The following is a 25,241-nucleotide window of genomic DNA, read 5'->3' on the forward strand; positions in this document are numbered from 1 at the left end:
CGATGAGCCCGCTCGGCCGCGAGCCCGGGCACGCCCTGCTCAACCCCTACGGCGACGGCACGGTCCTGGGCCTGACCTCGCCCGAGCGCGCCAACGCCCTGCTGCTCGGCATCATCGAGGCCGCGTCCAGCGGACCGCACGTCGAACCGCTGGCGGCGGCCGTCGCGCGGCTGATCACCGACGCCACCGCGACCGACGTCTGCTTCGTCCACGTCCTCGACGACACCGAGCGCTCGCTGACCCTCGCGGGTGCGACGCCGCCGTTCGACGAGCACGTCGGGGCGATCCACCTGCCGATCGGCTCCGGCGTCGCGGGCTGGGTCGCGAGCCACCGCGAGCCCGCGGTGATCGTCGAGCACAAGGAGGCGGACCCGCGCTACGTGCCGATCCCGGCGCTGCGCGGCACCGACTACACCTCGATGGCCTCGGTCCCGATGGAGACCGGACCGTCGGGCCTGGTCGGGGTTCTCAACGTCCACACCGTCCGGCGACGGGAGTTCACCGACCGCGACCTGCAGCTGCTCGGGGTCATCGGGCGGCTCGTCGCCGGCGCCCTGCACCAGGCCCGGATGCACCGCAAGCTCGAGGCCCGCGAGCGGGCGCACGAGCGTTTCGCCGAGCAGGTCATCGCGGCGCAGGAGGCCGAGCGCCGGCGCCTCGCGGGCGACATCCACGACGGCATCTCGCAGCGCCTGGTGACGTTGTCGTACCACCTCGACGCCGCCGGCCACAGCATGCAGTCCGACCCCGGACTCGCCGCCGAGCAGCTCGGGCTGGCCCGGGACCTGGTCGATCTCACTCTCGACGAGGCGCGTGCCGCCATCGGCGGCCTGCGCCCGCCCGTCCTCGACGACCTCGGGCTCGCCGGTGGGCTCGCCAGCCTCGCGAGGTCGTTGCCGCACTTCGAGATCGAGCTCGAGCTCGACGACGAGCGGCTCCCCGAGCACGTCGAGATCGCGCTGTACCGGATCGCGCAGGAGTGCCTGCAGAACATCACCAAGCACGCCCGGGCGACGCTGGCACGCGTGCGGTTCCGGGTGCACCGCGGCACCGCCTGGCTCGAGGTGATCGACGACGGCGTCGGGTTCGACGTGCCCGGCACACCGCCGGGCAGCAGCGGCTCGGGGGGCTACGGCATGCAGTCGATGACCGAGCGCGCCGAGCTCGTCGGCGGGAGACTGCGGGTGATCTCCCGGCGCGGCTCGGGGACGACGGTCATCGCCACCGTCCCCCTGTCCTCCCAGGACGCCGCCACCGACCGCGCCTGACCCCCTGCTCTGCTGCGCCCGGGCACCGACGCCGACGTCGCGCCCAGAACCTCGGCCGCAACCCCACCGCTCCCCCGAGCCCCTGCGACGACCGTCAGGTTGCGCCCAGGTTCTCGCGCGCAACCCCACCGCTCCCCGCCGCCCGCAACACGACGGTGAGGTTGCGCCCGGGATTGCGCGCCCCGACGCGACACGGCCGGCCCCCGGAGCAGGGACCGGCCGTGTGCTGGAGCAGCGGGTCAGGCGGGCTGGAGCTCCGCGCGGCGACGCACCGCGGCGGCGTTGGCGGCGACCCGCGCGGCCAGCGCGTTCTGCCCGTCGACGACCTGCTCGTCCTTGCCCACCCACGCTGCGAGGGCCGGGTCGACCAGCGCGCGGCCGAACGAGAACGTCAGCGGCCACGGGGTGGCGATGGCCTGCATGGCCTCGAGGTTGGCGGTGGCCCGCTCCGGCGACTGCCCACCTGAGAGGAACGCGACGCCCGCGAGCTCGGCCGGCCACGCGCGCAGCACCTCGACGGTCGCGGCGGCGACGACCTCGGGCGCGGACGGCACGGAGGTGCCGTTGCCCTCGACGACCATGTTGGGCTTGAGCACGATGCCCCCGAGGTCGACGCCGAGCAGCGCAAGCTCCTCGCGGACCGCGGCGTGCACGTCGGCGGTGACCTCGGCGCAGCGCTCGATCGAATGGGTGCCGTCCATCAGCACCTCGGGCTCGACGATCGGCACGATGCCGGCGGCCTGGCAGGCGGCGGCGTACCGGGCCAGCGCGTTGGCGTTGGCCCGGACGGCACCCGCGCTCGGGGTCGCGTCGGAGATCACGTACACGGCGCGCCACTTGGCGAACGCGGCGCCGATCCCGGCGTACTCGGCGAGCCGGGCGGGCAGCCCGTCGAGCCCCTCGGTGATCGTCTCGCGCTCGAGACCGCCGGGCAGCGGCTTGGCGCCGGCGTCGACCTTGATCCCGGGCAGGATGCCGAGCGCATGGACGGCCGTCGCGAAGGGTGTCCCGTCGGCGAAGGTCTGCCGCAGGGTCTCGTCGCAGAAGATGATGCCGGACACGCCGTCGGCCAGCCCGGGCGTGGCCGAGAGCAGCTCCCGGTAGCGGCGCCGGTTCTCGGCCGTGGCCTCGACGCCTGCCTTCTCCAGGCGCGCCGACATCGTCGCGATGCTCTCGTCCGCGGCGAGTACGCCCTTGCCGGGCGCGACCATGCGCTCCGCGATCTGCCTGCACGCGCTCGTCGGTTCGCTCGCGAGCTCACTCATGTCGAAGTCCTCCCGTTGTGGCACCGGCGGGCACCGTAAGAGCGCGTCGAGTGCGCACGACTCCCCCGCGAGGTGGAGAGCGGGGGTGGGCGTCGATACTTGAGTATTTACTTCAGAATCAACTGATAACTCTTGATAGACAGATTCACGATCGTCGACCAGGCTCAGGGCATGGCAGATCGCTGGAACGCAGGTGTCATCCCCTACGCGGAGATGGGGTACTGGCAGCCCGACTACGAGCCGAAGGACACGGACATCCTGTGCGCCTTCCGCATCACCCCGCAGGACGGGGTCCCGCCGGAGGAGGCCGGCGCGGCCGTCGCCGGTGAGTCGAGCACCGCGACGTGGACGGTCGTGTGGACCGACCGCCTCACCACCTTCGAGCACTACCAGGCGAAGTGCTACAAGGTCGACCCGGTGCCGAACACCCCCGGTCAGTGGATCGCGTACATCGCCTACGACATCGACCTGTTCGAGGAGGCGTCCATCGCCAACCTCACCAGCTCGATCATCGGCAACGTCTTCGGCTTCAAGCCCCTCAAGGCGCTGCGCCTCGAGGACATGCGCATCCCCACCCACTACGTGAAGACGTTCCAGGGCCCCGCGCACGGCATCGTCATGGAGCGCGAGCACCTGGGCAAGTTCGGTCGGCCGATCCTGGGCGCCACCACCAAGCCGAAGCTCGGCCTGTCGGCCCGCAACTACGGCCGCGTCGTGTACGAGGCCCTCCGCGGCGGCCTGGACTTCACCAAGGACGACGAGAACATCAACTCGCAGCCGTTCATGCGCTGGCGCGACCGCTTCCTGTTCTGCATGGAGGCCGTCAACCGCGCCCAGGCCGCGACCGGCGAGATCAAGGGCCACTACCTCAACGTCACCGCCGGGACGATGGAGGAGATGTACGAGCGGGCGAACTTCGCCGCCGAGCTCGGCTCCGTCATCGTCATGATCGACCTGACGATCGGCTACACCGCGATCCAGTCGATGGCCAAGTGGGCCCGCGACAACAACGTGATCCTGCACCTGCACCGCGCGGGCCACGGCACCTACACCCGCCAGAAGAACCACGGCGTCAGCTTCCGCGTGATCTCGAAGTGGATGCGCCTGGCCGGGGTCGACCACATCCACGCGGGCACCGTCGTCGGCAAGCTCGAGGGCGACCCGATGACCACGGCCGGCTTCTACGACACGCTCCGCAAGGACAGCATCAAGGCCGACCTGTCGAAGGGCCTGTACTTCGACCAGGAGTGGGCGTCGATGCCCGGCGTCATGCCGGTCGCGTCCGGCGGCATCCACGCCGGCCAGATGCACCAGCTCATCCACTACCTGGGCGAGGACGTCATCCTCCAGTTCGGCGGCGGCACGATCGGGCACCCGATGGGCATCGCGGCCGGCGCCGAGGCGAACCGCGTCGCGCTCGAGGCCATGATCAAGGCCCGCAACGAGGGCGTCGACTACTACAAGGAGGGTCCGGAGATCCTCAAGAAGGCGGCCTCCCGCAACCGCGCGCTCGACACCGCGCTCGCGACCTGGGGCGACATCACCTTCAACTACGAGTCCACCGACACCCCCGACGTCGTCGCGACGCCGACGAACGCCTGATCGGAGCCACGACGATGCGGATCACGCAGGGCACCTTCTCGTATCTCCCCGACTTCACCGACGAGGAGATCACCGCCCAGATCAACTACGCGCTGACCAACGACTGGCCGCTGTCGGTCGAGTTCACCGACGACCCGCACCCCCGCAACACGTACTGGGAGATGTGGGGGCTGCCGATGTTCGACCTGAGGGACCCGGCGGGCGTGCTGATGGAGGTCAACGCCTGCCGGGCGGCGAACCCGAACGCCTACGTGCGGCTCAACGCCTACGACGCGAGCCTCGGCCGGCAGACGACCGCCCTGTCGTTCATCGTGCAGCGTCCCGCCGAGGAGCCCGGCTTCCGCCTGGACCGCGCGGAGGGCAGGGGTCGCGCGATCGGCTACACGACGCACTCGTACGCGACCGAGCGCCCGGTCGGCGACCGCTACACCCAGGGCTGAGCCGTGCCGACCGGAACCGATACCGACCGCAAGTCCTTCGGATTCACCCCGGGAGCGGGATCCGGTCCGCAGCTGGCGCCGGACGTCTCCGACGAGCCCGCGGTCGAGCACCTCCCGCCCGACACCGTGGTCGACCTGGCCGCGCTCCATGCGGAGTCGGGGATCGACGAGGTCCTCGGCAAACTCGACCGGGAGCTCGTCGGGCTGGCACCGGTGAAGACGCGCATCGCGGAGATCGCCGCGCTGCTGCTGGTCGACCGCACCCGGGCGAGGTTCGGCATCACCGCCCCGCAGCCGACCCTGCACATGAGCTTCACCGGCAACCCGGGCACCGGCAAGACCACCGTCGCGATGCGGATGGCCGACCTGCTCCACCGGCTCGGCTACCTGCGGCGCGGCCACCTGGTCGCGGTCACCCGTGACGACCTGGTGGGCGAGTACGTCGGCCACACCGCGCCGAAGACCAAAGAGGTCATCAAGCGGGCCATGGGCGGCGTGCTGTTCATCGACGAGGCGTACTACCTCTACAAGGTCGAGAACGAGCGCGACTACGGCGGCGAGTCCATCGAGATCCTGTTGCAGGTCATGGAGAACAACCGCGACGACCTCGTCGTGATCCTGGCCGGCTACAAGGACCGGATGGACACGTTCTTCGCCGCCAACCCGGGCATGCAGTCCCGGGTGGCGCACCACGTCACGTTCCCGGACTACACCGTCCCGGAGCTGGAGCAGATCGGTGTCCTGATGACCGAGGACATCGGCTACACCTTCTCCGCCGAGGCACGTGAGGTGCTCAACCGCTACCTGGAACGACGTGTCGGTCAGCCCTGGTTCGCCAACGCCCGCAGCGTGCGCAACGCCGTGGAGCGGGCCCGTCTGCGGCAGGCCAAGCGCCTGCTGGAGACCGGCGACGCCAAGGTCGACCTCAAGGCCCTCACCACCATCGAGGCGTCCGACCTGCTCGCGAGCCGGGTCTTCGACACCGCCCCCGACGAGGTGCTGACGGCCGAGGAGTTCGGCGTCAGGGGCTGATCCCCCTGCGTCCCGCACGATTGCCATGATGACTCGGTGACGACGAACGCACGCCTGCGTGCCCTGGTCGAGCTGGCCGCGACCGGCTCGGTCCGCGCAGCGGCACAGCGGCTCGTCGTCACCGAGTCGTCGGTGTCCTCGGCGATCTCCGCGCTCGCCGCCGAGATCGGGGTTCCGCTCGTCGACCGCGACGGGCGCGGCGTGCGGCTCACCCCCGCGGGCGAGCGCTACGCCGACTACGCCCGCCGCATCCTCGGACTGCACGCCGAGGCCGTCACCGCAGCCCGGGGCGAGGCGGACCCCGAGCACGGCACCGTCCGCATCGCGGCGGTGACCACCGCGGGCGAGCACATGCTCCCCGCACTGCTGACGTCGTTCCGCAGCCGCTACCCGCACGTCGCGCTGGGCCTGGAGGTCGGCCCGCGCGGGGTGGTGTGGCCGATGCTCGCCGCGCACGAGGTCGACCTCGTCGTCGCGGGCCGCCCGCCCGACGGGCTCGACGCACGGGTCCGGGCCGTCAGCCCGAACACGCTCGTCGTCGTCGGGCCGCCGGCGCTGCGCGACGACTTCGACCCCGGCCACACCACGTGGTTGCAGCGCGAGAGGGGTTCGGGCATCCGCGCGACCGCGGTGTCGCTGCTCGACACCCTCGACGTCGCTCCCCCGCAGCTGTCCCTCGGGTCGCACGGCGCCGTCGTCGCCGGGGCCGTCGCCGGCCTGGGCGTGACGCTGGTGTCGCGGCAGTCGGTGCGGCGCCATCTGGAGTCGGGCGCGCTCGTCGAGCTGCCGGTGCCCGGCACGCCGATGCAACGCGCGTGGCACGTGGTGAGCCAGCCGACGGCGACCGCCGCGACGAACCTGCTCGTGCGGCATCTGCTGACGCACCGCGACCTGGGCTGGCGGCCGGCCGACCGGCCGGCGGGCGACGACTGACCTGCGGGCGGGACCGGGCGGCCCACCGCTCGTGACGAAACTGCCGATCATTGTTTCGTCACGTTCCCGCTCCGTGAAACCCGCACGTAGATCGTTACGCTCGGCAGCCGGTTCACCACGGCAACGATCGTTGACAGAGAAATGAACTGCGGAATATCGTGTTCCCCGCTGCAACGGCCGCAGCCGGCGGCCGGAGGCGGCTCGACGAACCGGCCGCACGATCCCGCCCACCGACGGGCTCACATCTTCATGGTCCCGAGCGGGCCGGCAGCGGCCCGACCGCCACGGCACATCCCCCACGATCGCGGCGCGACCCGGGGCGCGCGTGCCGGCGGAGATCTCCACGCGTACCAGCCCGAGAGGAGACGACGATGTCTGCAGGGGTCCACCTGGTCGGAAGTGTCCCGCTGGAGTCCACCGAGGCGGTCTTCCGCGCTGCCACCACCGCACTGGGGGACCTGATCGGTCGCCTTCCCGACGGCGAGACCGGCGACCGCACGGGCTGGGTCGGCTTCCAGCTCCCGCTGTTGCAGAACCACCCCGACTTCGTCATGGCACCGCGCCCCGGGGCCGAGAGCGCCGACGACGTCGAGAAGGCGATCCGGGCCGAGAGCGAGGACTACGAGGTCCCGGTGTTCCGGCTCAGGGACGGCGCCGATCCCGCGCGCCTGACCTTCGGCGACCTCGGTTACGCCCGGGCCGCGCTGGACTCCTGGAAGGTCTTCAGCGCGATGCAGGACGCCGGGGAGATCGGTGCCGGGGTCCGGTTCCAGGTCTGCCTGCCCACACCCCTCGCGCCGCTGCTGCTGTTCGTCGACGAGCGCGACCACCTCCGCGCCGAGCCCGCCTACCGGGCCGCCATGCTGCGCGAGCTGGACGCGATCTGCGCGGCCGTCCCGCACGAGCGGCTCGCGGTGCAGTGGGACGTCGCGCCCGAGCTCGCCCTGATCGAGCGCGCGTGGCCCTCGGTGTTCGGCGAGGACGTCGAGCGGGAGGTCGTCGACCGGGTGGCCGCCGTCGGTGCCGCGGTTCCGGACGACGTCCAGCTCGGGTTCCACTTCTGCTACGGCGATCTCGGCCACCAGCACTTCGTCGAACCCGCCGACATGCGGATTCTGGTCGATCTGTGCACCGCGGTGCGGCGCGGCGTCCCGCGTCGGATCGACTGGGTGCACATGCCCGTGCCGCGATCCCGCGACGACGACGCGTACTTCGCGCCGTTGCGGGATCTCGAGCTCGACGGCGCCACCGAGCTCTTCCTCGGGCTGGTGCACGCCACGGACGGTCTCGACGGGGCGGCGCGCCGGATCGCCGCCGCGCGCCGCGCGACCACGACCGAGTTCGGCGTCGGCACCGAGTGCGGGTTGGGTCGTCGGGCCCCCGAATCGGTCCCCGCGCTCCTGGACCTGCACCGCGCCGCGGCCGGCCTGGCGGCCGAGGCCCGCGCCGGGCGTCGCTGAGAGCCTCCCGGCCGCGGGCGTGCCGGCCTCACAGCAGCCGGTGCTCGAACGCGAACGCGGCAGCGGCGGTCCGGCTGCCGACGTCCAGCTTGACGAACATGTTGGACAGGTGCCGCGCCACGGTCTTCTCGGCGATGACCAGTTCCGCCGCGATCTCCGCATTGCTCCTGCCCGCCGCCACGAGCCGGAGGACCTCGAGCTCGCGAGGGCTCAGCCCGCCGGGGACCGCGCTGCGGCCCAGCAGTTCCGCGGCCTCCTGCTCGGCCGGTCCCGCGCCGAGCTCGGCGAAGGCGTTCCGCGCGGCCGTGAGCTCGGCCGCGGCCGACTCCTCGTCGCCGAGCAGCGCCAGCGCCCGTCCGATCAGCACCCTGCTCCGCGCCAGGTCGTACGGGGCCACCAGGCGGGCCCAGCCGCCGGCGGCCCGGCGCGCCGCGCCCAGCGCCGTGGCCGGGTCCGCACGGGCCAGCGCGACCGTGCCCACGGCGTGGCAGGCCGCCGCCTGGAGGGCCGAGCATCCGAAGGAGTCCCCGATGGCCGTCAGCTCCTGCGCCAGGGGTTCGGCCTCGTCGGCCGCGCCGCCGTCGACCAGGACGTCGACCGCGGCCGCGAGCAGGCCGGAGCGGTGGACCGGCGAACGCTGCTCGGCCAGCAGCCGACGCATCGTCGCCACCGCAGGCTCGGTCCGGCCGCGCGCGAGCCACAGCAGCGCCCGCCCGGGCTGCGCCTCGTTCCCGAGCCGCACCGCCTCCAGGTAGGCGTCCTCCGCGGCGTCGTAGTCCCCGAGGATGCGCAGCACGTCGCCGCGTTCGCGGTGGGTGAGGCCGACCGCGGGGTGCCCGCCCGCCTCCGCGTACCTGCGCGTCGCCCGCTCGAACTCGTCCAGCGCGTCCTCATACGCGCCGTGCAGCCGCATCAGCTGCCCCCGGTGCACCGCACACTGCCCGGTGAAGGCGACCAGACCGGGCTGGGCGTCGCACCACGTGGTGAGGGCATGGGTCCACTCGCCTGCCCGGCCGAAATCGGAGATCTCCTGACAGGCCTCGATCACCGAGCAGTAGACGATGCCGGCGTAGATGGGCGACACCTCACCTGCCACCACACCCACCATCGCCTCGTCCAGCAGCCGCAGCCCGTCGGCGACGCGTCCGGAGTAGATCGCCATCCGGCCCTCGCCGTGCAGGCCCAACGCGAGGAGGTCGGGATCGTGGAAGCGCCGCCCGTACTCGACCACCCGGGGCCCGACGACGAACGCCTCGTCGAACCTACCGGCGACGACGTGGCCGAAGAACATCATCTCGAACAGGTACCCGCGCTCGACGACGTCGCCGTCCACGTCGTCGAGCAGGCGTTCGGCGCGGCCGACCCACGCGTTCGCGATCGCGATCTCCCCACCGAGGAACAGCACGGTCGCCAACCAGAGCGCAGAGCGCACCGCGGCCGGCGAATCCGCCCGGTCCAGGTTGGCCTGGAAGGCCCGCTGCAGCGCCTGGATGCAGTCGTTGCGCCGACCGAGCAGGTGGGCGACGGTGGCCAGTGCCGCGAAGTCGTCGGCCGACAACTCCCTGTCACCGGCGTCGGACAGCCCGCCGTACGCCGCCACCCAGTCGCGGCGCTCGAAGGCCTCGCGGGCCCGGATCAGCTCGTCGACCACGCCCATCGCGCATCATCTCCGCCACCGACGATGGTGACGTGAACCACGTCGGATGTCGACTCATCCCGCGGTTCGTGCGGCGACCGGGCTGCGGTTCCGGCTGCGTTCCGCGATCGCCCTGGCGACGTACCCGGCGTCGCGGCCGACGCCCGGCAGGATCATCGAGCTGAACGCGTACTGGAACGACAGGCCGCAGAAGAACAGCCCCGGTGCCGCCTCGACGACCCCGCGGTACTCTGCGGGCCAACCGTCCTCCCCGAACACCGGCAGGTCGATCCAGTCGAACACCTGTCGGAAACCGGTGCACCACACCACGTTCGCCACGTCGAGCACGCGACCGTCGTCGAGCTGCGGCTTCCCGTCCACGACGCCCGTCACGCGGCCCTCGATCCGCTCCACCCCGCGCGCGGCGAGATGGTGGCGCTTGACCCGCAGCATCGGGCCCCCGTGCTTGCGCTCCTCGTGCATCTCCTTGCGTCCCATCGGCGTGCGCCGGGTGAGCACGTGCCGCCACACGAACAGCAGCACCGGGAACGCCAGCCGGATCCGTCGCGAGTTCCACTCCAGCGGGATCTGCCCGCAGTCACGGCCGACCAGGATCGTGGGCCGGTCGGCTGCGACCTCGAGGGCGACGTCGCAACCGGAATGGGACGCCCCGACCACCAGCGTCGGTCCGGCGGCGAGCTGGGCGGGGCGGCGGTACCGGCTCGAGTGCAGCTGCCGGATCGCCGGGTCCAGCTCCTGCGCGAAGGCCGGTACGTCGGGTGTGCGCCCGAACGTCCCGGTGGCCACGACGACGTTGTCGCACGTGATCGTCTCGGCGCCGAGGTGGGCGACGAACCCGCCGCCGTCCCGGGCCTCCAGCCGGTCGACCCTCGTCTTCGTGCGGACCGGGAGGTCCGCGTGCAGCGCGTACTGCTCCAGGTAGTCGGCCACGTCGTCCTTGCCGGGACAGGACCAGGGCTCGCCAGGGAACGGCAGGCCGGGCAGCCCGTTGTACCTCACGGGCGTGTAGAGCGTGAGGGTGTCCCACTGCTGCCGCCAGTTGTCACCGACCCGGTCGTTCCCGTCGACGATCAGGAACTCCCGGCCGCGACGACGCAGCTGCCAGCCCGTGGCGAGCCCGGCCTGACCGGCGCCGATGATGAGGGTCTCGATGTGTTGGGTGTTCACGGCACGCCTCCTTCGTCTCGCCGGGGGACGCTAGGAGCGCGCGGGGTGCGTGAGCATCGGGCACGATGCCCAACCGCGGCGGGCGGCCGATGGGTCGATCGACGCATCCCGTCCGGGCCGCCGAGTCGTTCAGCCGTCGCGCGGGGCGCGCTCCAGCAGGAGGCGGACCGCCGCCCTGGCGAGCAGGAGGGTCACGACGAGCAGCGTCACCGAGAAGAAGCCGCCGAGGCCGACCCGGTCTCCGAAGACGAGATCGACCGCCTCCAGCACGAGGAACTTGCTCCCGAACGCCACGGCCCAGACCATGACCCCGGCGACGACCTTGCCGGTGCGTGTCGACGCGGCCCGGAACCGCCCGACGACCCGCTTCTTGGCCACGAGGACGACCTCGAGGACCACCTTCAGCAGTACCGCCGTGAGCAGGGACAGCGTGAAGGTCTCGCTGATCACGCCCGGGAGGTACTCGACGAAGAGGTTCAGGACGACCGTGTAGACGAACAGGTCCACCACCGCCCCGACGACGGCACCGTCCACACGCGACAGGCGCGTGTCGGCCTGCTCGGCCATGGGTCACCACCAACGTCTCGTGGTCGCGTCCCGGCACCCCGGCGGTCGGCGACCCGTGGTCGAGTTGCGGGCCACGTCACGCGCGACCCGGGAAGGACGATATGCCGTCCGCCTCGCCACCGGCGAGATCACGACCTAGGCTCGCGCTCCACGATGACCGGAGCCGTCCGCGGAACCGCCCGCCTGCTGCGGCAGCGGGCCACCGGGCTGCGCGACCGGTGGCCGGCGCTGGACCACCTGCGCCGCACCGGTCGCCGCTACTTCGCGCAGCGGGGCAACCACCTGGCCTCGGCCGTCGCGTTCACCACCGTCGTCGCGGCGGTGCCGCTGCTGATGGTGCTGTTCTCCGCCGCGGGCTTCCTGCTGTGGCTGCGCCCCGAGCTCGTGGCCGACCTGGAGTCGTGGGTCCTCGGCGGGTTCCCGGCCCCGGTGGCCGCGGCCGTCGGACCCGTCGTCGAGAGTGCCGTGACGAGCCGGGCACCCGTCGCGTCGATCGGGACGGTGGCCGCGGTCTGGGCCGGGAAGACCTGGGTCACGGTGCTCCGTGAGGCACTGGCCGCGATGTGGGAGATGCCGCCGCGCCCGCCCGCGTCGGTGCGCCGGGTCCTGCGCGACCTCCTCTCGCTACTGGCCCTGATCATTGCCGTGTCGACGTCCATGGCGCTCATGGTCAGCGCCACCGGCGGGCTCGGCGCGGTCCTCCGCCTCGTCGGGCTCGCCGACCACGCCGCCGCGTACGCCCTGGTCTCCGGGGTCGGCGTCGTGCTGGGGTGGGCGATCGGCTGGGGCGTGCTCGTCTGGCTGCTCGGCAGGCTCCCGGGACACACGCTGCCGTTGCGGACCGTCGCGCCGGTCGCGGCGATCGGGGCACTGCTGATCGAGGCCCTCACCGTCGTGACCACGCTGACGATCGGCGCCACCGCGGGCTCGGTCGGCGGTGTCGTGTTCGGCGGCCTGCTCGCCGGGCTGGCCTTCCTGTTCGCCGGTGCCCGCATCGTCCTGTCCCTGGCGGCGTGGCTGGCCACCGCGGAGCCCACCGCGTCGGGTCCTGGTCCGTAGAGCGCCGCGCGTTCCCGCCGGGCACGGCCGGCGCGCTGACCACCGACGTCGGGACGTCAGGAGGCTCCGCCCGTGTCGAGCGGCCGCTCGGGGTCGGCGGTCCACTCCTCGAGCGAACCGTCGTAGATCCTCAGCCCGGTGTACCCGGCGCCGGCGAGGCCCAGTGCGAGCCCCGCCGCGGAGACCCCCATGCCGCAGTAGAGCGTGATCGGTTGCGGGCCCGGCGGACCGAGGACGGGTTCGGCGACGGCCCGGACGAGGTCGGCGTCGGCGAGCCGGCCGGCCTCGTCCCGGACGCGGTGCGCGGGCAGGTTGACGCTGCCCGGGATGTGGCCCGGCCGGGGGTACCGGGTGGGCTCGACCCCGGCGAACTGGCCTTCCCCGAGCGCGCACACCAGGGTGCCCGGTCCCCCGTCGACGACCGTCCGCACGTCGTCGATCGTCGCCCAGCCGCGGGCGGTGCCCGGCAGCACGAGCGGGGCGGATGGATCGGCGACGGGTTCAGCGGGCCCGCTCACGACGTCGAACCCGGCCGCCCGCCACGCCGCCAGGCCACCGTCGAGGACGGACGCGGGCACGTCGAAGCCGCGCAGGATCCACCACAGGCGAGCGGCCCAGGACCCGTCGCCGGAGTCGTAGCAGACGACGCGCGCGCCGGGCCGCACGCCGACCGCGGCGAGCGCCGCCCCCATCCGCGGTGCGGCGGCGACCGACAGGTGGAAGCCCGCACCGGGATCGGACAGCGCGTCGACGAGGTCGACGTGGCGCGAGCCGGGGATGTGCGCGGCCTCCCACAGCGCGGCGCCGGAGTCCAGCGGGTAACGCCGCTGCGGGGTCGGCGGACCCAGCTGGGCGGTCGCGTCGAGGACGACGACGTCGCCTGCCGCGACGTCGTCGGCCAGCGCGGCGAGCTCCGACGGGTCGAGGGTCGGCCGGGTGCCCGGTCCGCGGTCCCGGCTCTCAGCCACGGCGGTACTCCGTCGCGGGGTGTCCCGGCATGGTCCGGGCGTGGCCCGGCCCGTAGAGGTGCTCGCGGAACGTCGCCCCCTCGTAGGAGCTCCACACCCGGCCCCGCCGCCGCAGCTCCGGGACCACGAGGTCGACGAAGTCGGGGAACGTCACCGACGAGAGCGTGTCGGAGATGTTGAAGCCGTCGACGTCGGCCTGCTCGACCCACTCCTCGAGCTGGTCGGCGACCGTGGTGGGGGACCCGACGAACAGCGCGCCCATGCTCGACACGCTGAGGAACTCCCCGATCTCCCGCGGCGTCCACTTCCGGGTCGGGTCGGCCTTGGTGAACACCGACAACGAGCCCTGGATCCCGTCGCTCTCGACGTACTCCAGCGGCTCGTCGGGATCCAGCGCCGCCATGTCGACGTGCACCAGCGCGCTGAACCGGGCCAGGTTCGCCTCGGACCGGCTGTGCGCCCGGTACTCGTGGTACTTCTCCCAGGCCAGCTCGTCGGTCTCGGCGGTGACGACCGTCGAGAGCGGGAAAACCTTCAGGTCCCCGGGTGGCCGGCCGGCCTCCACGGCCGCGGCGCGCAGCTTGCGCACGGCGTCGCGGACCATGTCCATCCGCGGGAACGAGACGAACACGCCCTCGGCGTGCCGGGCGGCGAACGCGACGCCCGCGGTGGAGCTGCCGGCCTGGTAGAGCGCCGGGGTGCGCTGCGGGGACGGCTCGCAGATGAAGATCCCGGGCACGTCGAAGTACTTCCCGTGGTGCTCGATCCGGCGGACCTTCGCGGGGTCGACGAAGACGCGCCGCTCGCGGTCGTGCACGACGGCGTCGTCGTCCCAGCTGCTCTCCCACAGCTTGTACACGACGTCCATGAACTCGTCGGCGATGCGGTACCGCTCGTCGTGCGGGATCGGCTTCGACATCCCGAAGTTCTCCGCCTCGCTGCGCGACGACGACGTGACGATGTTCCACCCGACGCGCCCGCCGGTCACGAGGTCGAGCGTCGCGAACTTGCGGGCCAGGTCGAACGGCTTCTCGTACGTCGTCGACGCCGTGACCGCGAACCCGAGGTGCTCGGTCGCCGCCGCCATCGCCGAGACGAGCAGCATCGGGTCGATGATCGGGATGCCGAGCGCCTCGCGCAGGGTGACGTCGGTGGAGCCCTGGTAGACGTCGATGACGCCCTGCGCGTCGGCGATGAACAGGGCGTCGAAGCAGCCGCGCTCCAGCGTGCGTGCGATGCCGGTCCAGTAGTCCAGGCGCCCGTAGTCGCGCACCGCGTTGTCGGGGTGGGTCCACAGGCCGAGCGCGGTGTGGCCGATCGTCGCGGACTTGAAGCCGTTGAGCATGATCCGTCGGTTGCTGGTCATGACGAGAGGTGCTCCTCCTCTATGAGCGACGGCCCGGTGCGGGCCGGGGCGGTCGCGGCGAGGAAGACCTCGTGCGCGGCGGCGCCGTCGAAACGTTCGGTGGGTCCGCTCCAGACCGGGGCACCCGCGCGCAGGCCGAGGATCGTCGAGCACGTCGCCCGCACGAGGCCGAGGTTGTGCTCGACGACGACGACCGCGACGCCGTCGGCGCGCAGCCTGGCGAGCGCGTCGGCGAAGGGAGCGACGAGCACGGGCGCCAGGCCCGCGGTCGGCTCGTCCAGCAGCACGACGCGCGGTCCGGCCACCAGCGCCCGCGCGATGGCGAGCATCTGGCGCTGTCCGCCCGAGAGTGCACCCGCGGGGTCCTTGCGCCGGTCCGCGATCTCGCCGAACAGGTCGCCGACCCGCTCCATCGCCTCCGCGAACGACTGTGCCCGGGAGCCGGCGAGCCAGCCGAGCCGCAGGTTCTCCTCGACGGACAGGTCGACGACGGCGGTGAGCGTCTGGGGGACGAACCCCAGCCCGTGCCGGAACCGGTGCGGGGTCGCGGTGCCGTCGAGCCGTTCCCCGGCCAGCCGGACGCTGCCGGTCGCGGTGAGCAGCCCGGCGACGCCGCGCAGCACCGTCGACTTCCCGGCCCCGTTCGGCCCGACGATCCCGAGCCCGTCGCCCGCGGCGACCGTCAGCTCGACGCCGTCGACCGCAGGCACCGCACCGTAGAAGACCCGCAGGTCGCGGACCTCCAGGACGGCCGTGCGGTCGGCGTGCACGTCGGGCGGCGCGGACACCGGGGTGTGTGCCGCCACGGGCGGACGCGACGGACGCGCGTCGTCGAGGCCGCCGCCGATCTCCAGCTCGATGTCGCCGATGTAGCGGCGGACGACCTCCGGGTCGGCGAGGGTCTCCTCGACCGGTCCCGCCGCGAGGACCCGTCCCGCGTCGAGGACGACGACGCGGTCGGCCAGCAGCCGGACCTGCGCCAGGTCGTGCTCGACGAGCAGGACCCCGACCCCGTCGTCACGCAGGTTCGCGACGAGCGACGCGACGACCTCGCGGGCGGTCCGTGACAGGCCGGAGAACGGCTCGTCGAGCAGCAGGATCCGCGCACCGGACGCGAGGCTCCTGGCCATCTCGACCAGCCGTTGCTGCCCGAGGCTGAGCTCGCCCGCCCGCATCCCGGCCCTGTCCGCCAGACCGACGCGGGCCAACGCGTCCTCGGCGGCGCGGCGCCGCGCACCCGCCCGGCGGCGGCTCGTCGGCAGGCCGAGCGCCTCCAGCCAGGCCCCGCGTGGCGCGGGCACGCCCAGTTCGACGTTCTCCCGCGCGCTCAGGTCGGGGACGAGACGCGCCGTCTGGAACATCCGCACGATCCCCAGCCGGGCCCGGGCCCGTCCCGGAGCGCCGTCGAGCCGATGAGAACGTCCGTTCTCGACGACGGTGACCGTCCCGGCATCCGGCCGGACGGCGCCGCTGAGCAGGTTGAGCAGGGTGCTCTTGCCCGCCCCGTTCGCCCCGACGACGCCGACGCACTGCCCCTCGGCGACCTCGAGGTCGACACCGTCGACGGCCCGCAACGCACCGAACGCGACGGCGAGGCCCTGCGCGTCGAGCGTGGTCCGGTCAGCCATGACGCCTCCGTCCCACCCGGGCGACGAGACCACGGACGAGCTGGTGGATGCCGCCCGGCAGGAAGAGCGCGACGAGCGTGACGAGCACGCCGTACACCGCGAGCCGGTACTCGTCGAGGAACCGCAGGTACTCGGGAGCGGCGATCACCACGATCGCGCCGACGACGGGGGCCCACCGCCAGCCGCGCCCGCCGATGATCGGGATGACCAGCAGGCTGATCGCCGCCGTCGTCGAGAACTGGTCGGGGAAGGCGCCGCCGGCGAGCTGCGCGACCAGCGCCCCACCGACCGCGGCGGAGACCGCGCTGAGCACGAACGCCGCGACCCGGGTCCGGGACACGTTCACGCCCAGGGCGTCGGCGACCGGCGGGTCGAACCGGCCGACGATCATGGCGAGCCCGAGGGGCGACGTGCGCAGCGCCTCCTGCAGGTACAGGAACACCGCGAGCAGCAGGACGGCCGCGGCGAAGATCGACGACACCCCGGTGAGACCGAAGAGCTTGAGGTAGCCGGCCCCGGTGATGCCGGCGTCACCGTTGGTCACCGACGTCCAGTTCCGCATCACCACGGTGCCCAGCGCGCCGAGCGCCAGGGTGCCGACGGCGAAGTAGTAGGCGCGCAGCCGCAGCAGCGCGAGCCCCGCCAGCACGGCGATGACGACCGCGACGACGACGCCGGCGAGCAGCGCGACGAGCGGTCCACGTGGCACCGCCAGGATCGCCCACGCGTAGCCGCCCGCCGCGAGGAACAGCGAGTTGCCGATGGAGACGACGCCCGCGAAGCCGACCAGGACGTTGAAGCCGACCGCGGCGATCGCGTACGCCGCGACCAGGGTCAGGACCCGCAGGTCGAACGGCCCCGGGCGGACGACCAGCAGCACCACCGCCCCGACGAGCAGCACGATCGCGGGCTGGGTCCACCGCCAGTGCCGCGTCGTGCGCACGCTCGGCGCCGGCCGGGGCGGGGATGCGACGACCGTCATGCGACACGCACCGTTCGGGTCCGGCCGAGCAGCCCACCCGGGCGCAGGATCAGCACCGCGAGCAGCACGACCGGGGCCACGGCCTGCCTGAGCGTGTCGTTGAGGTAGCCGCCCGCGAGCGCCTCGGCCACCCCGATCAGCAGACCACCCACGACCGCGCCTGCCGGGCTCGCGAGACCGCCGATGATCGCGGCGGCGAACCCGTTGACGCCCAACGGCAGCGCGGCCTCCGGCGCGATCGGGACGACGGAGGCGACGAGCACCCCCGCGACCCCGCCGACGAGCGCGGCGATCGTCCAGGCGACGACGAGCATGCGCCCGACGCGCACCCCCGCGTCCCGCGCGGCGGGCACGCTGCTCGCGACCGCGCGCAGCTGCAGGCCGACGTCGGTGTGCCGGTGGAACCAGTGGACCGCGCCGAAGACGAGCGCGGCGCCGGCGAGCAGCAGCGCGTAGTGCGCCGGGACCTGCAGGTCGCCGATCGGGATGAACGCCCCGGCCAGCGGGCTGTCGAGGCGCTGTGGCTGGCGTCCGAACCAGATCCCGCTGAGGGTCGTCATCGTGGTCGCGACCCCCAGCGTCCCGATGATCACGACGTCGACGTCGACCCGACGGTGGCGCATCGGGAGGGTGAACAGGCCGCCGAGGACGAGCCCGGCGGCCGCCACCACGACGACCGCGGCGGCCAGCGCGGGCAGGTAGCCGAATCCCGCGCCGACCACGTTCACCGCGACCAGTGCGCCGAGCACCATGAAGTCGCCCTGCGCGAAGTTGGCCAACCCCGAGCCGGCGAACAGCGTGACGATCCCGAGCCCGGACAGCGCGTACACGGAACCGACGCCGAGCCCGATGACCACGAAGTACGCCGCCTGGGTCATGTCAGGAACCGTCGGCCAGCCGGACGGTGCCGTTGTCGTACTGCTTCCACACGAGGTTGCCGCCGACGAGTCCGACGTGGTTGGTCGGGCTGTACTCCCAGACACTGCCGATCCGTCCGGACAGCAGGTTCGGGTTGCGGTAGGTCTCGAGGTGGTCGCGCAGCTTCGCCCGGTCCGGGCCGACCGCACGGATTCCGTCGACGATGACCGTCAGGATGTCGTGGGCGGAGAGGGCGTCGCTGGGCACGGTGCCGCCGAACTCACCGGACCACTTCTCGACGATGGCCTTGACCTGTGGCTTCTCGCGGTTCACCGCGTCCTGGAAGAAGATGTTCGTCGCGGCAGGTCCGGCGAGGCGGGCGACCGCGGGGTCGGCCGCGGAGGCCGTCCCGACGATCGGCAGGCCGAGGCCGACCTGCTCGGCGCCCTTGGCGAGGGTCGCATAGGGCGGCCCGACCGTCCAGGCGATGACGTGGTCGGCGCCGGACTGCTTGGCCTTCAGCAGCACCGCGGACAGGTCGGTGGCGTCGACGGCGAAGGTGTCGGACAGCACCGGGGTGAGCCCGGCGGCGGCGAGCCCCTGCTCCAGGACCGGCTTCGCACCCGCCCCGAAGGCCGTCGTGTCGGTCAGCAGCGCGGGCTTGGTCAGGCCCTGGCTCTTGAGCCGGGCGACGATGCCGTCGATCTGGCCGAGGTCGGTGGGCCCGGTCTGGAAGACCCACGGGTTGTTCTTCTTCGTGATGGCGGAGCTGATCGCGAAGGCGAGCTGCGGGATCTGGGCGCGGGCGACCGCGTCGGACTGCGCGAGGACCACCGGCGAGTTGTAGGTGCCGGCGATGGCGACCGCGCCGTTCTGGACGAAGCGGTCGACGAGCGCGACGCCGGTCGTGGGATCGCCCGCGTCGTCCTGGATGTCGAGCGCGATGGGAGTGCCGTTCACCCCGCCCGCGTCGTTGATCTCCTTGGCCGTGAGCTCGAAGCCCTTGCGCATGCTCTCGGCCGGGGCCGCCGAGGGACCGGACAGGGGCAGGTCGATGCCGATCGTGATGGCGTTGCCGGGCGCGGCGGCCGCCGGCGTGGGCTGGGTGGACGCGTCGGTGCCGGTCGAGCACGCGGCCAGGACGGCCGCGGCCGTCAGCACGGCGGCCGCGAGGCCGGTTCGTCGGAGGGGTCGCACGGGTGACGTCCTTCGGAGGGGAGGGTGACCGTCGAGGCCGCTGCCTGCTGCCGGTCGGGGACACACGCGACGGCGGCGCGCACGCTCTGGGGCCGTCCGGTCGAGGTCGAGACCGGGGCGGCCGCGCCGCGGCCACCGGACAGGGGTGATCAGCGGCGGTGCGGGCGCGCCCGGCGACAGGACGCGCCCGGCGCGAAGCCGTGGTGGGCGAGGCGGCACCGGCGGAACGGGCGCGCGGGTCGCCCGACGCTGCGCACCACGGTCGCCTCCACGGCCCGGGACTCTAGGAGAGGATGAATCCGGTTGGCAACGCTTTGTCCAATTTCTGTGCTCTGTGTATCCACGCGGATACGTCACGGCGAGCAGCTGCGGCCGGCGCGCGCATCATCTGTCACAATGCCCCGGTGAGCCGGCACGGGGAGGCGGGGACGGATCCGGAGCCGACGGGTCGCGCCGCCGACTCCGACGGTCGGCCGTACCGGTTGCTGCGGCAGGAGATCCTCGACGGCGCCATCCGCCCGGGCGACCTGCTCCTGGAGACGGCGCTGAGCACCCGCTACGAGGTCTCGCGGACCCCGATCCGGGTCGCGCTGGTCCGCCTCGAGCACGACGGGCTCGTGGAGCGGGCGAGCCGCGGCTTCCGGGTCCGTGTCGGCAGTGCCGAGGACGTGCTCGACATCTACGAGGCGCGGATCGCGCTGGAGTCGACCGCGGCGGCGGGCGCCGCGCTGCGTCGCACGGACCTCGAGCTCGCGCGCCTGACGCACCTGCACCAGGAGTCCGTCGGGGCCGACGTCCCGGTGGCCGCCGACCTGCATCGGCAGTGGCACGAGGTGCTGTGGACGGCCAGCCACAACCTGGCCATCGCGTCCACCCTGGTCCGGCTGTGCTCGCAGCTGACGATCTTCGATCCCGCGCCGATGCTGCAGCCCGGCAGCCTCGACGCCGCCTGCGACGAGCACCGCCACATCCTGGACGCGATCGCGGACCGCGACCCCGACGCGGCACGCGACGCCGTCGCCGCGCACCTCACCCGGACCCGCGAGACCCGCCTCGCGGTGCTGGCCAAGGGCTGACCGCGACTCCACACGAACGAACGGCACGGTCGCGCAACCGAGTTGCGTGACTGTGCCGTTCGTTCGGGAGAAGGGGCCCGAGCAGCTCAGACGGCCTGGCGGTTGCCTGTGCCCAGGGCGCGGCGGGCCAGCGCGTCGAGGAGCGAGCCGAGCAGGCCGATCACCAGGATGACGGCCATGACCTTGTCGTAGGCGAGCTGGTCGCGGGAGTTGAGGATCTCGTAGCCCAGCCCCGAGGTGACGCCCAGCATCTCGGCCGGGACCAGCACGACCCAGCCGATGCCGAGCGCGAGCCGCAGACCCGTGAGCACGTGCGGGCGGATCGCCGGCAGCACGACCGACGTCAGCGTCTCGGCCGGCGTCGCGCCCAGCGACCGCGCGGCGAGCAGGAAGCCCTGGTCGATCGACCGGACCCCCGCGGCGGTGTTGAGCACGATCGGCCACACCGCAGCCGCCGCGACGAGGAAGAAGACCGGGCGGTCGCCGATGCCGAACAGGCCGATCGCGACGGGCGCCCACGACAGCGGCGACACCATGCGCAGGAACTGGAACACCGGTCGCGACGCGGTCTCCAGGCTCTGCCACGTCCCGATCGCCAGGCCCGTCACGACCCCGAGGACGACGGCGATCAACAATCCGACCAGCAGCCGCCACAGGCTCGTCCAGATGTCGGGGAACAGCACCCCCTGGGCGGCGAGGGCACCGATCGCGGGAATCGCGTGCTGCGGCGCGAAGTCCTGCAGCATCGACGTCGGTGAGGCGAGGACCGTGGTGATCAGCCACCAGATCGCGACGGCGACGACGACCGCGACGAGTTGCAGCCCCAGTTTCGAGGCCCAGGACCGCCCCGGCTTCGACGAACGTGTGACGGGAGGCGGGGAGAGCGTCTCGGTGTTCATGTCGCCTCCGCGGGAAGAAGTACGTCGGCGGTGCTCATATCGCCTCCGCGGGAAGAAGTACGTCGGCGGTGCTCATGTCGCCTCCGCGGGAAGAAGTACGTCGGCGGTGCTCATATCGCCTCCGCGGGAAGAAGTACGTCGGCGAGGCTCATGCCAGGACATCCTGTTCGGTGCGGGTGAGCGAGGCGGGCAGACCGAAGGCGGCGGGTCCGCCGAGGGTGTTCATGCTGTTGACGACGAACCGGTCGTCGACGAGGTCGCGGTGCACGGTGGCCGGGTCGAGCCGGTCGACGAAGCTCGCGTCGCCGTCGACGACGGTGCCGCGCATGGCCTCGACGAGTGCCGTGGTGTAGCCGGGGAACGGGTAGGGCGTGTAGCCGATCCGCTCGCCGTGCCACTGCGGGTGCGTGAGGACCGTCGCGTAGTCGCCTTCGGCGCGGGTCAGCGTCTTGGTGATGGCGGGCAGCGGCTGGGGCATGTACTTGTTGCCGCTCAACAGCTTCGCCGCGTCGGGGCGGTTGCCGTTGATCCACTGCTGCGCGCCGGCGACGCCGTCGGTGAGGGCCTGCACCGTCTGTGGGGAGTTGTCGATGAGGTCCTGGCGGACCATGACGACGCAGCAGGCGTTGTCGCGCCAGGCGTCGCCGGTGAACCAGAGGACCTTGCCGACCTTCTTGACCTCGGCGACCGCGTTGAACGGGTCGGCGACGATGTAGCCGGAGATGGTGCCGGTGTCGAGCGCGGGCACCATGTCGGCCGGTGCCATGACGACCAGCTGCACGGTCCCGTCGGACACCGACGGCGCGGTTCGCACCACCGGGGTGAGTCCGGCCGCGCGGAGCTTGCGCTGCAACAGGATGTTGTGGATCGACCACCAGAACGGGATCGCGACGGACGTCCCGGCGAGCTGCCGGACGTCGTTGATCTCGGGCCGGACGGTGAGCGCGGAGCCGTTGGTGTGGTTCCACGCGACCATGCGGACCTGCGCCCCGAGCTGGTAGCGCAGCTGCAGCGCGAACGGCATGAGCAGGTGGACGACGTCGACCTCACCGGCGACGAACGCCTGCGCCAGCGACTCCCAGCCGCGGAACAGCACCGGCCGCGGGATTTCGACGCCCGCCTTGGCGTAGCGGTTCTGCCCGTGCGCGACGAGCAGCGGGGCGGCGTCGGTGATCGGGAGGTAGCCGATGCGTGGCGCGCTGCCGGTCTTCGCGGTGGGTCGCGACGCCGTTGCCAGGTCGGCGATGCCTGCGACCCCGCCGACCGCGGCGGCGGCCGCGCCCAGGGCGATACCGCCGCGCAGCACGGTGCGGCGGTTCGGTCCGGCCATCAGGAGGCGGCCGCGGCGCCCAGCTGGGAGCGGTAACCCGCCAGCAGGGTCGCCCGCAGGGGGTGGTCGGCGAGGTCGTCGTGGCCGGTCGGGGTGTCGCTGTGCCAGTGACCGGCGGCGCGGCCGGAGCCGTCGAGCAGCGTCACCTCGGTGGCGAGGTAGAGCGCCTCGTCGACGTCGTGGGTGACCATGACGAGCGTGAGCCCGAGCGCCGTGGCCGCGTCGCGCAGCCACAACTGCAGGCTGCGACGGGTAGCCGGGTCGAGCGCGGAGAACGGCTCGTCGAGCAGCAGGATGTCGGGCCGCACCGCGACGACGCGCGCGATCGAGACGCGTTGCGCCTGCCCGCCCGACAGCGCCGCCGGCAGCGAGTCGGCCTGGGCCCGCAGGCCGAACAGGTCGATCAGCTCCTCGACGTGCGCGGCGTCGAACCGGGCTCTGTTGGCCCGGTAGCGACCGCCGAGCGCGATGTTGTCGCGCACCGTCAGCCAGGGCAGCAACAGGGGCTGCTGGAACACCGTCCCGACGACGGCGCCCCGGCCGTCGGCCGAGTCGGGCCTGGTCAGCGAGCCGGAGTCGAGCTCCTCGAGCCCGGCGAGCACCCGCAGCAGCGTCGACTTGCCGCTGCCGGAGTGGCCGAGCACGACGAGGCGGCCGTCCCGCTCGACGTCGAGGTCGACGCCGTCGAGGACGGCGTTGTCGCCGTACCGCTTGGTGGCGCCGGTCAGGCGTAGCGCGACAGTTCCCACCGGAGCTGTCCTTCCGTCGGTGACTGGATGGGGAGGAAAGCGGCCTCGCGCAGCCGACGGCTGACGTCGCTGCTCGCGACGTACCCGGCGCCACCACGGGTGGTGGCCTCCAGCCGGGTGGCGTCGGTCGCCGCGGCGGACGCCTCGAGACGGAGCCGCAGCAGGTCGGCGGGGCCGGGCTCGTCGGGAGCGGACGCCCAGGCGTGCAGCCGGCCGCGCACCGACACGACACGCGCGCACACGTCGTCGATGTCGGGTCGGAGCTCGGCGTTGAGCCCGGTGCAGTGCTGCTCGGCGCCGGCGGCGGCGCGAGCGGCCAGTCCGGCGCAGAACGCCGTCTGGGTGAGCAGGAACGCCGGCCGGACGGCCTGCACGAACCCGGTGAGGTCCGTGGTCAGGACATGCCCGGGCGGGACGTGCACGCCCTCGAGCGACACCGACGACGACGCCGTGCCGTCGAGCGCGAGCAGCTTCGGCGACGTCCGCACCTGCACGCCGGCGGCCGAGAGCCGGAAGTGCACGATCGCGCGGCCGCCGTCCTCGAACCGCACCGGCGACACCACGACGGCGTCGGGGAACAGGTTCGAGGCCCAGCGAATCGGGCCGTCGAGCCGGACGCCGCCGCCGGGCAGCCGGGTGCCGATCACCGGCACCGGCTCGATCCCGGCGACATCGCGCAGCGCAGGTGCCATCGCCGTGACCCCGACCGTCTCCCCCTGGCGCAGCGAGTCGACGAGCGCGTCGTCGACACCGCCGCGGACGAGGTACTCGATCACCATTCCCTGCGCCCACAGGGAGAACGCGGAGCTCATGCACTCGCCCGCGATCGCCTCGATCAGCGCGATCCGGGCGTCGAGCCCGCTCCCGAGGAGCCCACGCGCGCCGAGCCAGCGCAGTCCGTCGCGCAGGTCGCCGCTGCCCTGGTCGACGTCCTTCGCGCACTCGCGGAACCGGTCGGTCACCTCCGCGGGCACGGGAGGCGCGACCAGGGCAGGCGCGACCTGCGCCGGGGTCATCGCTCGTCCGCGGCGAGCTGGTGGAGCCGGTCGATCGGGGTGTCGACGACCTCGCGCGCCTTGACCACGCCCGCCTCGTCGTCGGCGTCGTAGAAGCACAGGCACTTGGTCATGTCCTCGCGCACGTAGGTCCGCAGGAAGCTGACCTCGGGGACGTTGGCGTACAGGGGCGCCTTCGCCTTCTTGCGCGCCAGGTAGGTGTCCATGTCCAGGCCGTCCGGGAAGTCCCATTCGACGAGGTAGCCCGCGGTCGGCTTGGCCGCCTTGATCTGCGCGAGCTCCGCACCGACGAGACGCACCTCGTCGGGGCCGACCACCTCGGTCGCGCTCGCGAGGTTCGCGGCGGCGAAGGCGTCGCCGAGGCCGTCGGCCGAGGCGGCCTCGACGACGGCGAACACGCGGTCGTGCGCGCCGGTCACCTGGGACTCGATGAACTCGGCCCCGGCGGCGGCCGCCGCCTTGTCGACCTCCTCCAGGACGGCGGAGGCGCCGGCCCGGTCGGCCGCAGCGGGCACGAGCTCGAACAGGTACAGGGACATGGAGATCTCCTTCTCGGATCGGGCATGCGACGGGCAGGCGCACGGCGGTGCCGGCGGGCAGGGTCCTGCGCGTTCGGACGACGTCGTCGAACGATCGGGTTCGTGCGTGGAATGGCCGGCCCGCGAGGGACGCGACGGCGCCGGAAGGCCCTACCGGGCGGCGGGACGGCTCAGCGCACCCGC

23 protein-coding genes are annotated in these 25,241 nt (G+C 72.8%); 8 read left to right on the forward strand and 15 right to left on the reverse strand.

What is annotated here, in order from left to right; translation table 11 throughout:
* Positions 1-2 precede the first annotated feature (2 nt).
* Entirely contained in the window at positions 3-1,268 is a 1,266-nt protein-coding gene (locus tag PSD17_RS24865; RefSeq protein WP_013678235.1) for a GAF domain-containing sensor histidine kinase, read from the forward strand.
* Positions 1,269-1,507: 239 nt separating this feature from the next.
* On the opposite strand, the gene PSD17_RS24870 is transcribed toward PSD17_RS24865, so the two are convergent.
* Complete coding sequence (locus tag PSD17_RS24870; protein WP_013678236.1) at positions 1,508-2,533, reverse strand: class I fructose-bisphosphate aldolase; 1,026 nt, start codon at positions 2,531-2,533, stop codon at positions 1,508-1,510.
* Between the two features lie 171 nt (positions 2,534-2,704).
* Between PSD17_RS24870 and PSD17_RS24875 the strand changes: the two genes are divergently transcribed.
* The 5 genes from PSD17_RS24875 (at position 2,705) to PSD17_RS24895 (ending at position 8,000) form a co-directional block, all read left to right on the forward strand.
* On the forward strand, positions 2,705-4,135 hold the full coding sequence (locus PSD17_RS24875) for a form I ribulose bisphosphate carboxylase large subunit (RefSeq protein WP_013678237.1): 1,431 nt from the start codon (positions 2,705-2,707) through the stop codon (positions 4,133-4,135).
* Positions 4,136-4,149: 14 nt separating this feature from the next.
* A complete protein-coding gene (locus PSD17_RS24880; protein WP_013678238.1) occupies positions 4,150-4,575 on the forward strand; it encodes a ribulose bisphosphate carboxylase small subunit in 426 nt (141 codons plus the stop codon).
* A 3-nt stretch (positions 4,576-4,578) separates the two neighbouring features.
* Entirely contained in the window at positions 4,579-5,607 is a 1,029-nt protein-coding gene (cbbX, locus tag PSD17_RS24885; protein WP_339124744.1) for a CbbX protein, read from the forward strand.
* A gap of 36 nt (positions 5,608-5,643) precedes the next feature.
* Positions 5,644-6,540, forward strand: a complete 897-nt coding sequence (locus PSD17_RS24890) for a LysR family transcriptional regulator (protein WP_013678240.1) — start codon at positions 5,644-5,646, stop codon at positions 6,538-6,540.
* A 371-nt stretch (positions 6,541-6,911) separates the two neighbouring features.
* A complete protein-coding gene (locus PSD17_RS24895; RefSeq protein ID WP_013678241.1) occupies positions 6,912-8,000 on the forward strand; it encodes a hypothetical protein in 1,089 nt (362 codons plus the stop codon).
* A gap of 28 nt (positions 8,001-8,028) precedes the next feature.
* Here PSD17_RS24895 and PSD17_RS24900 read toward each other — a convergent pair whose 3' ends face one another.
* The 3 genes from PSD17_RS24900 to PSD17_RS24910 all read right to left on the reverse strand — a co-directional run bounded on the left by PSD17_RS24900 (position 8,029) and on the right by PSD17_RS24910 (position 11,391).
* Positions 8,029-9,657 carry a helix-turn-helix transcriptional regulator gene (locus tag PSD17_RS24900; protein WP_013678242.1) on the reverse strand — a complete coding sequence of 543 codons (1,629 nt, stop codon included), beginning with the start codon at positions 9,655-9,657 and terminating at the stop codon, positions 8,029-8,031.
* 54 nt (positions 9,658-9,711) lie between these two features.
* On the reverse strand, positions 9,712-10,824 hold the full coding sequence (locus PSD17_RS24905; protein ID WP_339124747.1) for a flavin-containing monooxygenase: 1,113 nt from the start codon (positions 10,822-10,824) through the stop codon (positions 9,712-9,714).
* Positions 10,825-10,953: 129 nt separating this feature from the next.
* Positions 10,954-11,391 carry a hypothetical protein gene (locus PSD17_RS24910; RefSeq protein ID WP_013678244.1) on the reverse strand — a complete coding sequence of 146 codons (438 nt, stop codon included), beginning with the start codon at positions 11,389-11,391 and terminating at the stop codon, positions 10,954-10,956.
* 153 nt (positions 11,392-11,544) lie between these two features.
* Here PSD17_RS24910 and PSD17_RS24915 point away from each other — a divergent pair, with 153 nt between their 5' ends.
* Positions 11,545-12,450, forward strand: a complete 906-nt coding sequence (locus PSD17_RS24915; RefSeq protein ID WP_339124749.1) for a YhjD/YihY/BrkB family envelope integrity protein — start codon at positions 11,545-11,547, stop codon at positions 12,448-12,450.
* 56 nt (positions 12,451-12,506) lie between these two features.
* On the opposite strand, the gene PSD17_RS24920 is transcribed toward PSD17_RS24915, so the two are convergent.
* From PSD17_RS24920 to PSD17_RS24945, 6 genes are read right to left on the reverse strand one after another with little or no spacing between them, the layout of a single operon-like run.
* A complete protein-coding gene (locus tag PSD17_RS24920) occupies positions 12,507-13,418 on the reverse strand; it encodes a sulfurtransferase (protein ID WP_339124751.1) in 912 nt (303 codons plus the stop codon).
* Positions 13,411-14,784, reverse strand: a complete 1,374-nt coding sequence (locus tag PSD17_RS24925; RefSeq protein WP_339124753.1) for an LLM class flavin-dependent oxidoreductase — start codon at positions 14,782-14,784, stop codon at positions 13,411-13,413. The genes PSD17_RS24920 and PSD17_RS24925 overlap by 8 nt, the downstream gene beginning before the upstream one ends.
* The gene (locus PSD17_RS24930) at positions 14,781-16,412 is read right to left on the reverse strand and encodes an ATP-binding cassette domain-containing protein (protein ID WP_339124755.1); all 1,632 of its coding nucleotides are present in this window, start codon (positions 16,410-16,412) and stop codon (positions 14,781-14,783) included. The genes PSD17_RS24925 and PSD17_RS24930 overlap by 4 nt, the downstream gene beginning before the upstream one ends.
* Complete coding sequence (locus PSD17_RS24935) at positions 16,405-17,394, reverse strand: branched-chain amino acid ABC transporter permease (protein ID WP_013678249.1); 990 nt, start codon at positions 17,392-17,394, stop codon at positions 16,405-16,407. Before PSD17_RS24935 ends, PSD17_RS24930 begins: the two co-directional genes overlap by 8 nt.
* Positions 17,391-18,272 carry a branched-chain amino acid ABC transporter permease gene (locus tag PSD17_RS24940; RefSeq protein ID WP_339124757.1) on the reverse strand — a complete coding sequence of 294 codons (882 nt, stop codon included), beginning with the start codon at positions 18,270-18,272 and terminating at the stop codon, positions 17,391-17,393. The genes PSD17_RS24935 and PSD17_RS24940 overlap by 4 nt, the downstream gene beginning before the upstream one ends.
* A 1-nt stretch (position 18,273) precedes the next feature.
* The gene (locus PSD17_RS24945) at positions 18,274-19,449 is read right to left on the reverse strand and encodes an ABC transporter substrate-binding protein (protein ID WP_013678251.1); all 1,176 of its coding nucleotides are present in this window, start codon (positions 19,447-19,449) and stop codon (positions 18,274-18,276) included.
* 404 nt (positions 19,450-19,853) lie between these two features.
* Between PSD17_RS24945 and PSD17_RS24950 the strand changes: the two genes are divergently transcribed.
* Entirely contained in the window at positions 19,854-20,525 is a 672-nt protein-coding gene (locus tag PSD17_RS24950; RefSeq protein ID WP_041760171.1) for a GntR family transcriptional regulator, read from the forward strand.
* Positions 20,526-20,611: 86 nt separating this feature from the next.
* Here the strand turns inward: PSD17_RS24950 and PSD17_RS24955 are convergent, their stop codons facing one another.
* The 5 genes from PSD17_RS24955 to PSD17_RS24975 form a co-directional block, all read right to left on the reverse strand.
* On the reverse strand, positions 20,612-21,424 hold the full coding sequence (locus PSD17_RS24955) for an ABC transporter permease (RefSeq protein ID WP_339124760.1): 813 nt from the start codon (positions 21,422-21,424) through the stop codon (positions 20,612-20,614).
* 148 nt (positions 21,425-21,572) lie between these two features.
* On the reverse strand, positions 21,573-22,754 hold the full coding sequence (locus PSD17_RS24960; protein WP_339124762.1) for an ABC transporter substrate-binding protein: 1,182 nt from the start codon (positions 22,752-22,754) through the stop codon (positions 21,573-21,575).
* Positions 22,754-23,503 carry an ABC transporter ATP-binding protein gene (locus PSD17_RS24965; RefSeq protein WP_013678255.1) on the reverse strand — a complete coding sequence of 250 codons (750 nt, stop codon included), beginning with the start codon at positions 23,501-23,503 and terminating at the stop codon, positions 22,754-22,756. Before PSD17_RS24965 ends, PSD17_RS24960 begins: the two co-directional genes overlap by 1 nt.
* Positions 23,479-24,519 (reverse strand): acyl-CoA dehydrogenase family protein, encoded by a 1,041-nt coding sequence (locus PSD17_RS24970; RefSeq protein ID WP_339124764.1) that lies wholly within the window; start codon positions 24,517-24,519, stop codon positions 23,479-23,481. Before PSD17_RS24970 ends, PSD17_RS24965 begins: the two co-directional genes overlap by 25 nt.
* Positions 24,516-25,058, reverse strand: coding sequence for a DUF4242 domain-containing protein (locus PSD17_RS24975; RefSeq protein ID WP_013678257.1), 543 nt, complete (start codon positions 25,056-25,058; stop codon positions 24,516-24,518). Before PSD17_RS24975 ends, PSD17_RS24970 begins: the two co-directional genes overlap by 4 nt.
* Positions 25,059-25,241: the final 183 nt, after the last annotated feature.

The organism is Pseudonocardia sp. D17 (assembly GCF_036984265.1).
Taxonomy (GTDB): Bacteria; Actinomycetota; Actinomycetes; order Mycobacteriales; family Pseudonocardiaceae; genus Pseudonocardia; species Pseudonocardia benzenivorans.

What these genes read in the sequence shown, in the direction of transcription:
- PSD17_RS24925 (WP_339124753.1), bottom strand. Translation starts at nt 14,784, where the DNA reads ATGACCAGCAACCGACGGATCATGCTCAACGGCTTCAAGTCCGCGACG.
- PSD17_RS24875 (WP_013678237.1), top strand. Translation starts at nt 2,705, where the DNA reads ATGGCAGATCGCTGGAACGCAGGTGTCATCCCCTACGCGGAGATGGGG.
- PSD17_RS24970 (WP_339124764.1), bottom strand. Translation starts at nt 24,519, where the DNA reads ATGACCCCGGCGCAGGTCGCGCCTGCCCTGGTCGCGCCTCCCGTGCCC.
- PSD17_RS24935 (WP_013678249.1), bottom strand. Translation starts at nt 17,394, where the DNA reads ATGACGGTCGTCGCATCCCCGCCCCGGCCGGCGCCGAGCGTGCGCACG.
- PSD17_RS24975 (WP_013678257.1), bottom strand. Translation starts at nt 25,058, where the DNA reads ATGTCCCTGTACCTGTTCGAGCTCGTGCCCGCTGCGGCCGACCGGGCC.
- PSD17_RS24910 (WP_013678244.1), bottom strand. Translation starts at nt 11,391, where the DNA reads ATGGCCGAGCAGGCCGACACGCGCCTGTCGCGTGTGGACGGTGCCGTC.
- PSD17_RS24915 (WP_339124749.1), top strand. Translation starts at nt 11,545, where the DNA reads ATGACCGGAGCCGTCCGCGGAACCGCCCGCCTGCTGCGGCAGCGGGCC.
- PSD17_RS24940 (WP_339124757.1), bottom strand. Translation starts at nt 18,272, where the DNA reads ATGACCCAGGCGGCGTACTTCGTGGTCATCGGGCTCGGCGTCGGTTCC.
- PSD17_RS24880 (WP_013678238.1), top strand. Translation starts at nt 4,150, where the DNA reads ATGCGGATCACGCAGGGCACCTTCTCGTATCTCCCCGACTTCACCGAC.
- PSD17_RS24895 (WP_013678241.1), top strand. Translation starts at nt 6,912, where the DNA reads ATGTCTGCAGGGGTCCACCTGGTCGGAAGTGTCCCGCTGGAGTCCACC.
- PSD17_RS24865 (WP_013678235.1), top strand. Translation starts at nt 3, where the DNA reads ATGAGCCCGCTCGGCCGCGAGCCCGGGCACGCCCTGCTCAACCCCTAC.
- PSD17_RS24930 (WP_339124755.1), bottom strand. Translation starts at nt 16,412, where the DNA reads ATGGCTGACCGGACCACGCTCGACGCGCAGGGCCTCGCCGTCGCGTTC.
- PSD17_RS24960 (WP_339124762.1), bottom strand. Translation starts at nt 22,754, where the DNA reads ATGGCCGGACCGAACCGCCGCACCGTGCTGCGCGGCGGTATCGCCCTG.
- PSD17_RS24870 (WP_013678236.1), bottom strand. Translation starts at nt 2,533, where the DNA reads ATGAGTGAGCTCGCGAGCGAACCGACGAGCGCGTGCAGGCAGATCGCG.
- PSD17_RS24955 (WP_339124760.1), bottom strand. Translation starts at nt 21,424, where the DNA reads ATGAACACCGAGACGCTCTCCCCGCCTCCCGTCACACGTTCGTCGAAG.
- PSD17_RS24900 (WP_013678242.1), bottom strand. Translation starts at nt 9,657, where the DNA reads ATGGGCGTGGTCGACGAGCTGATCCGGGCCCGCGAGGCCTTCGAGCGC.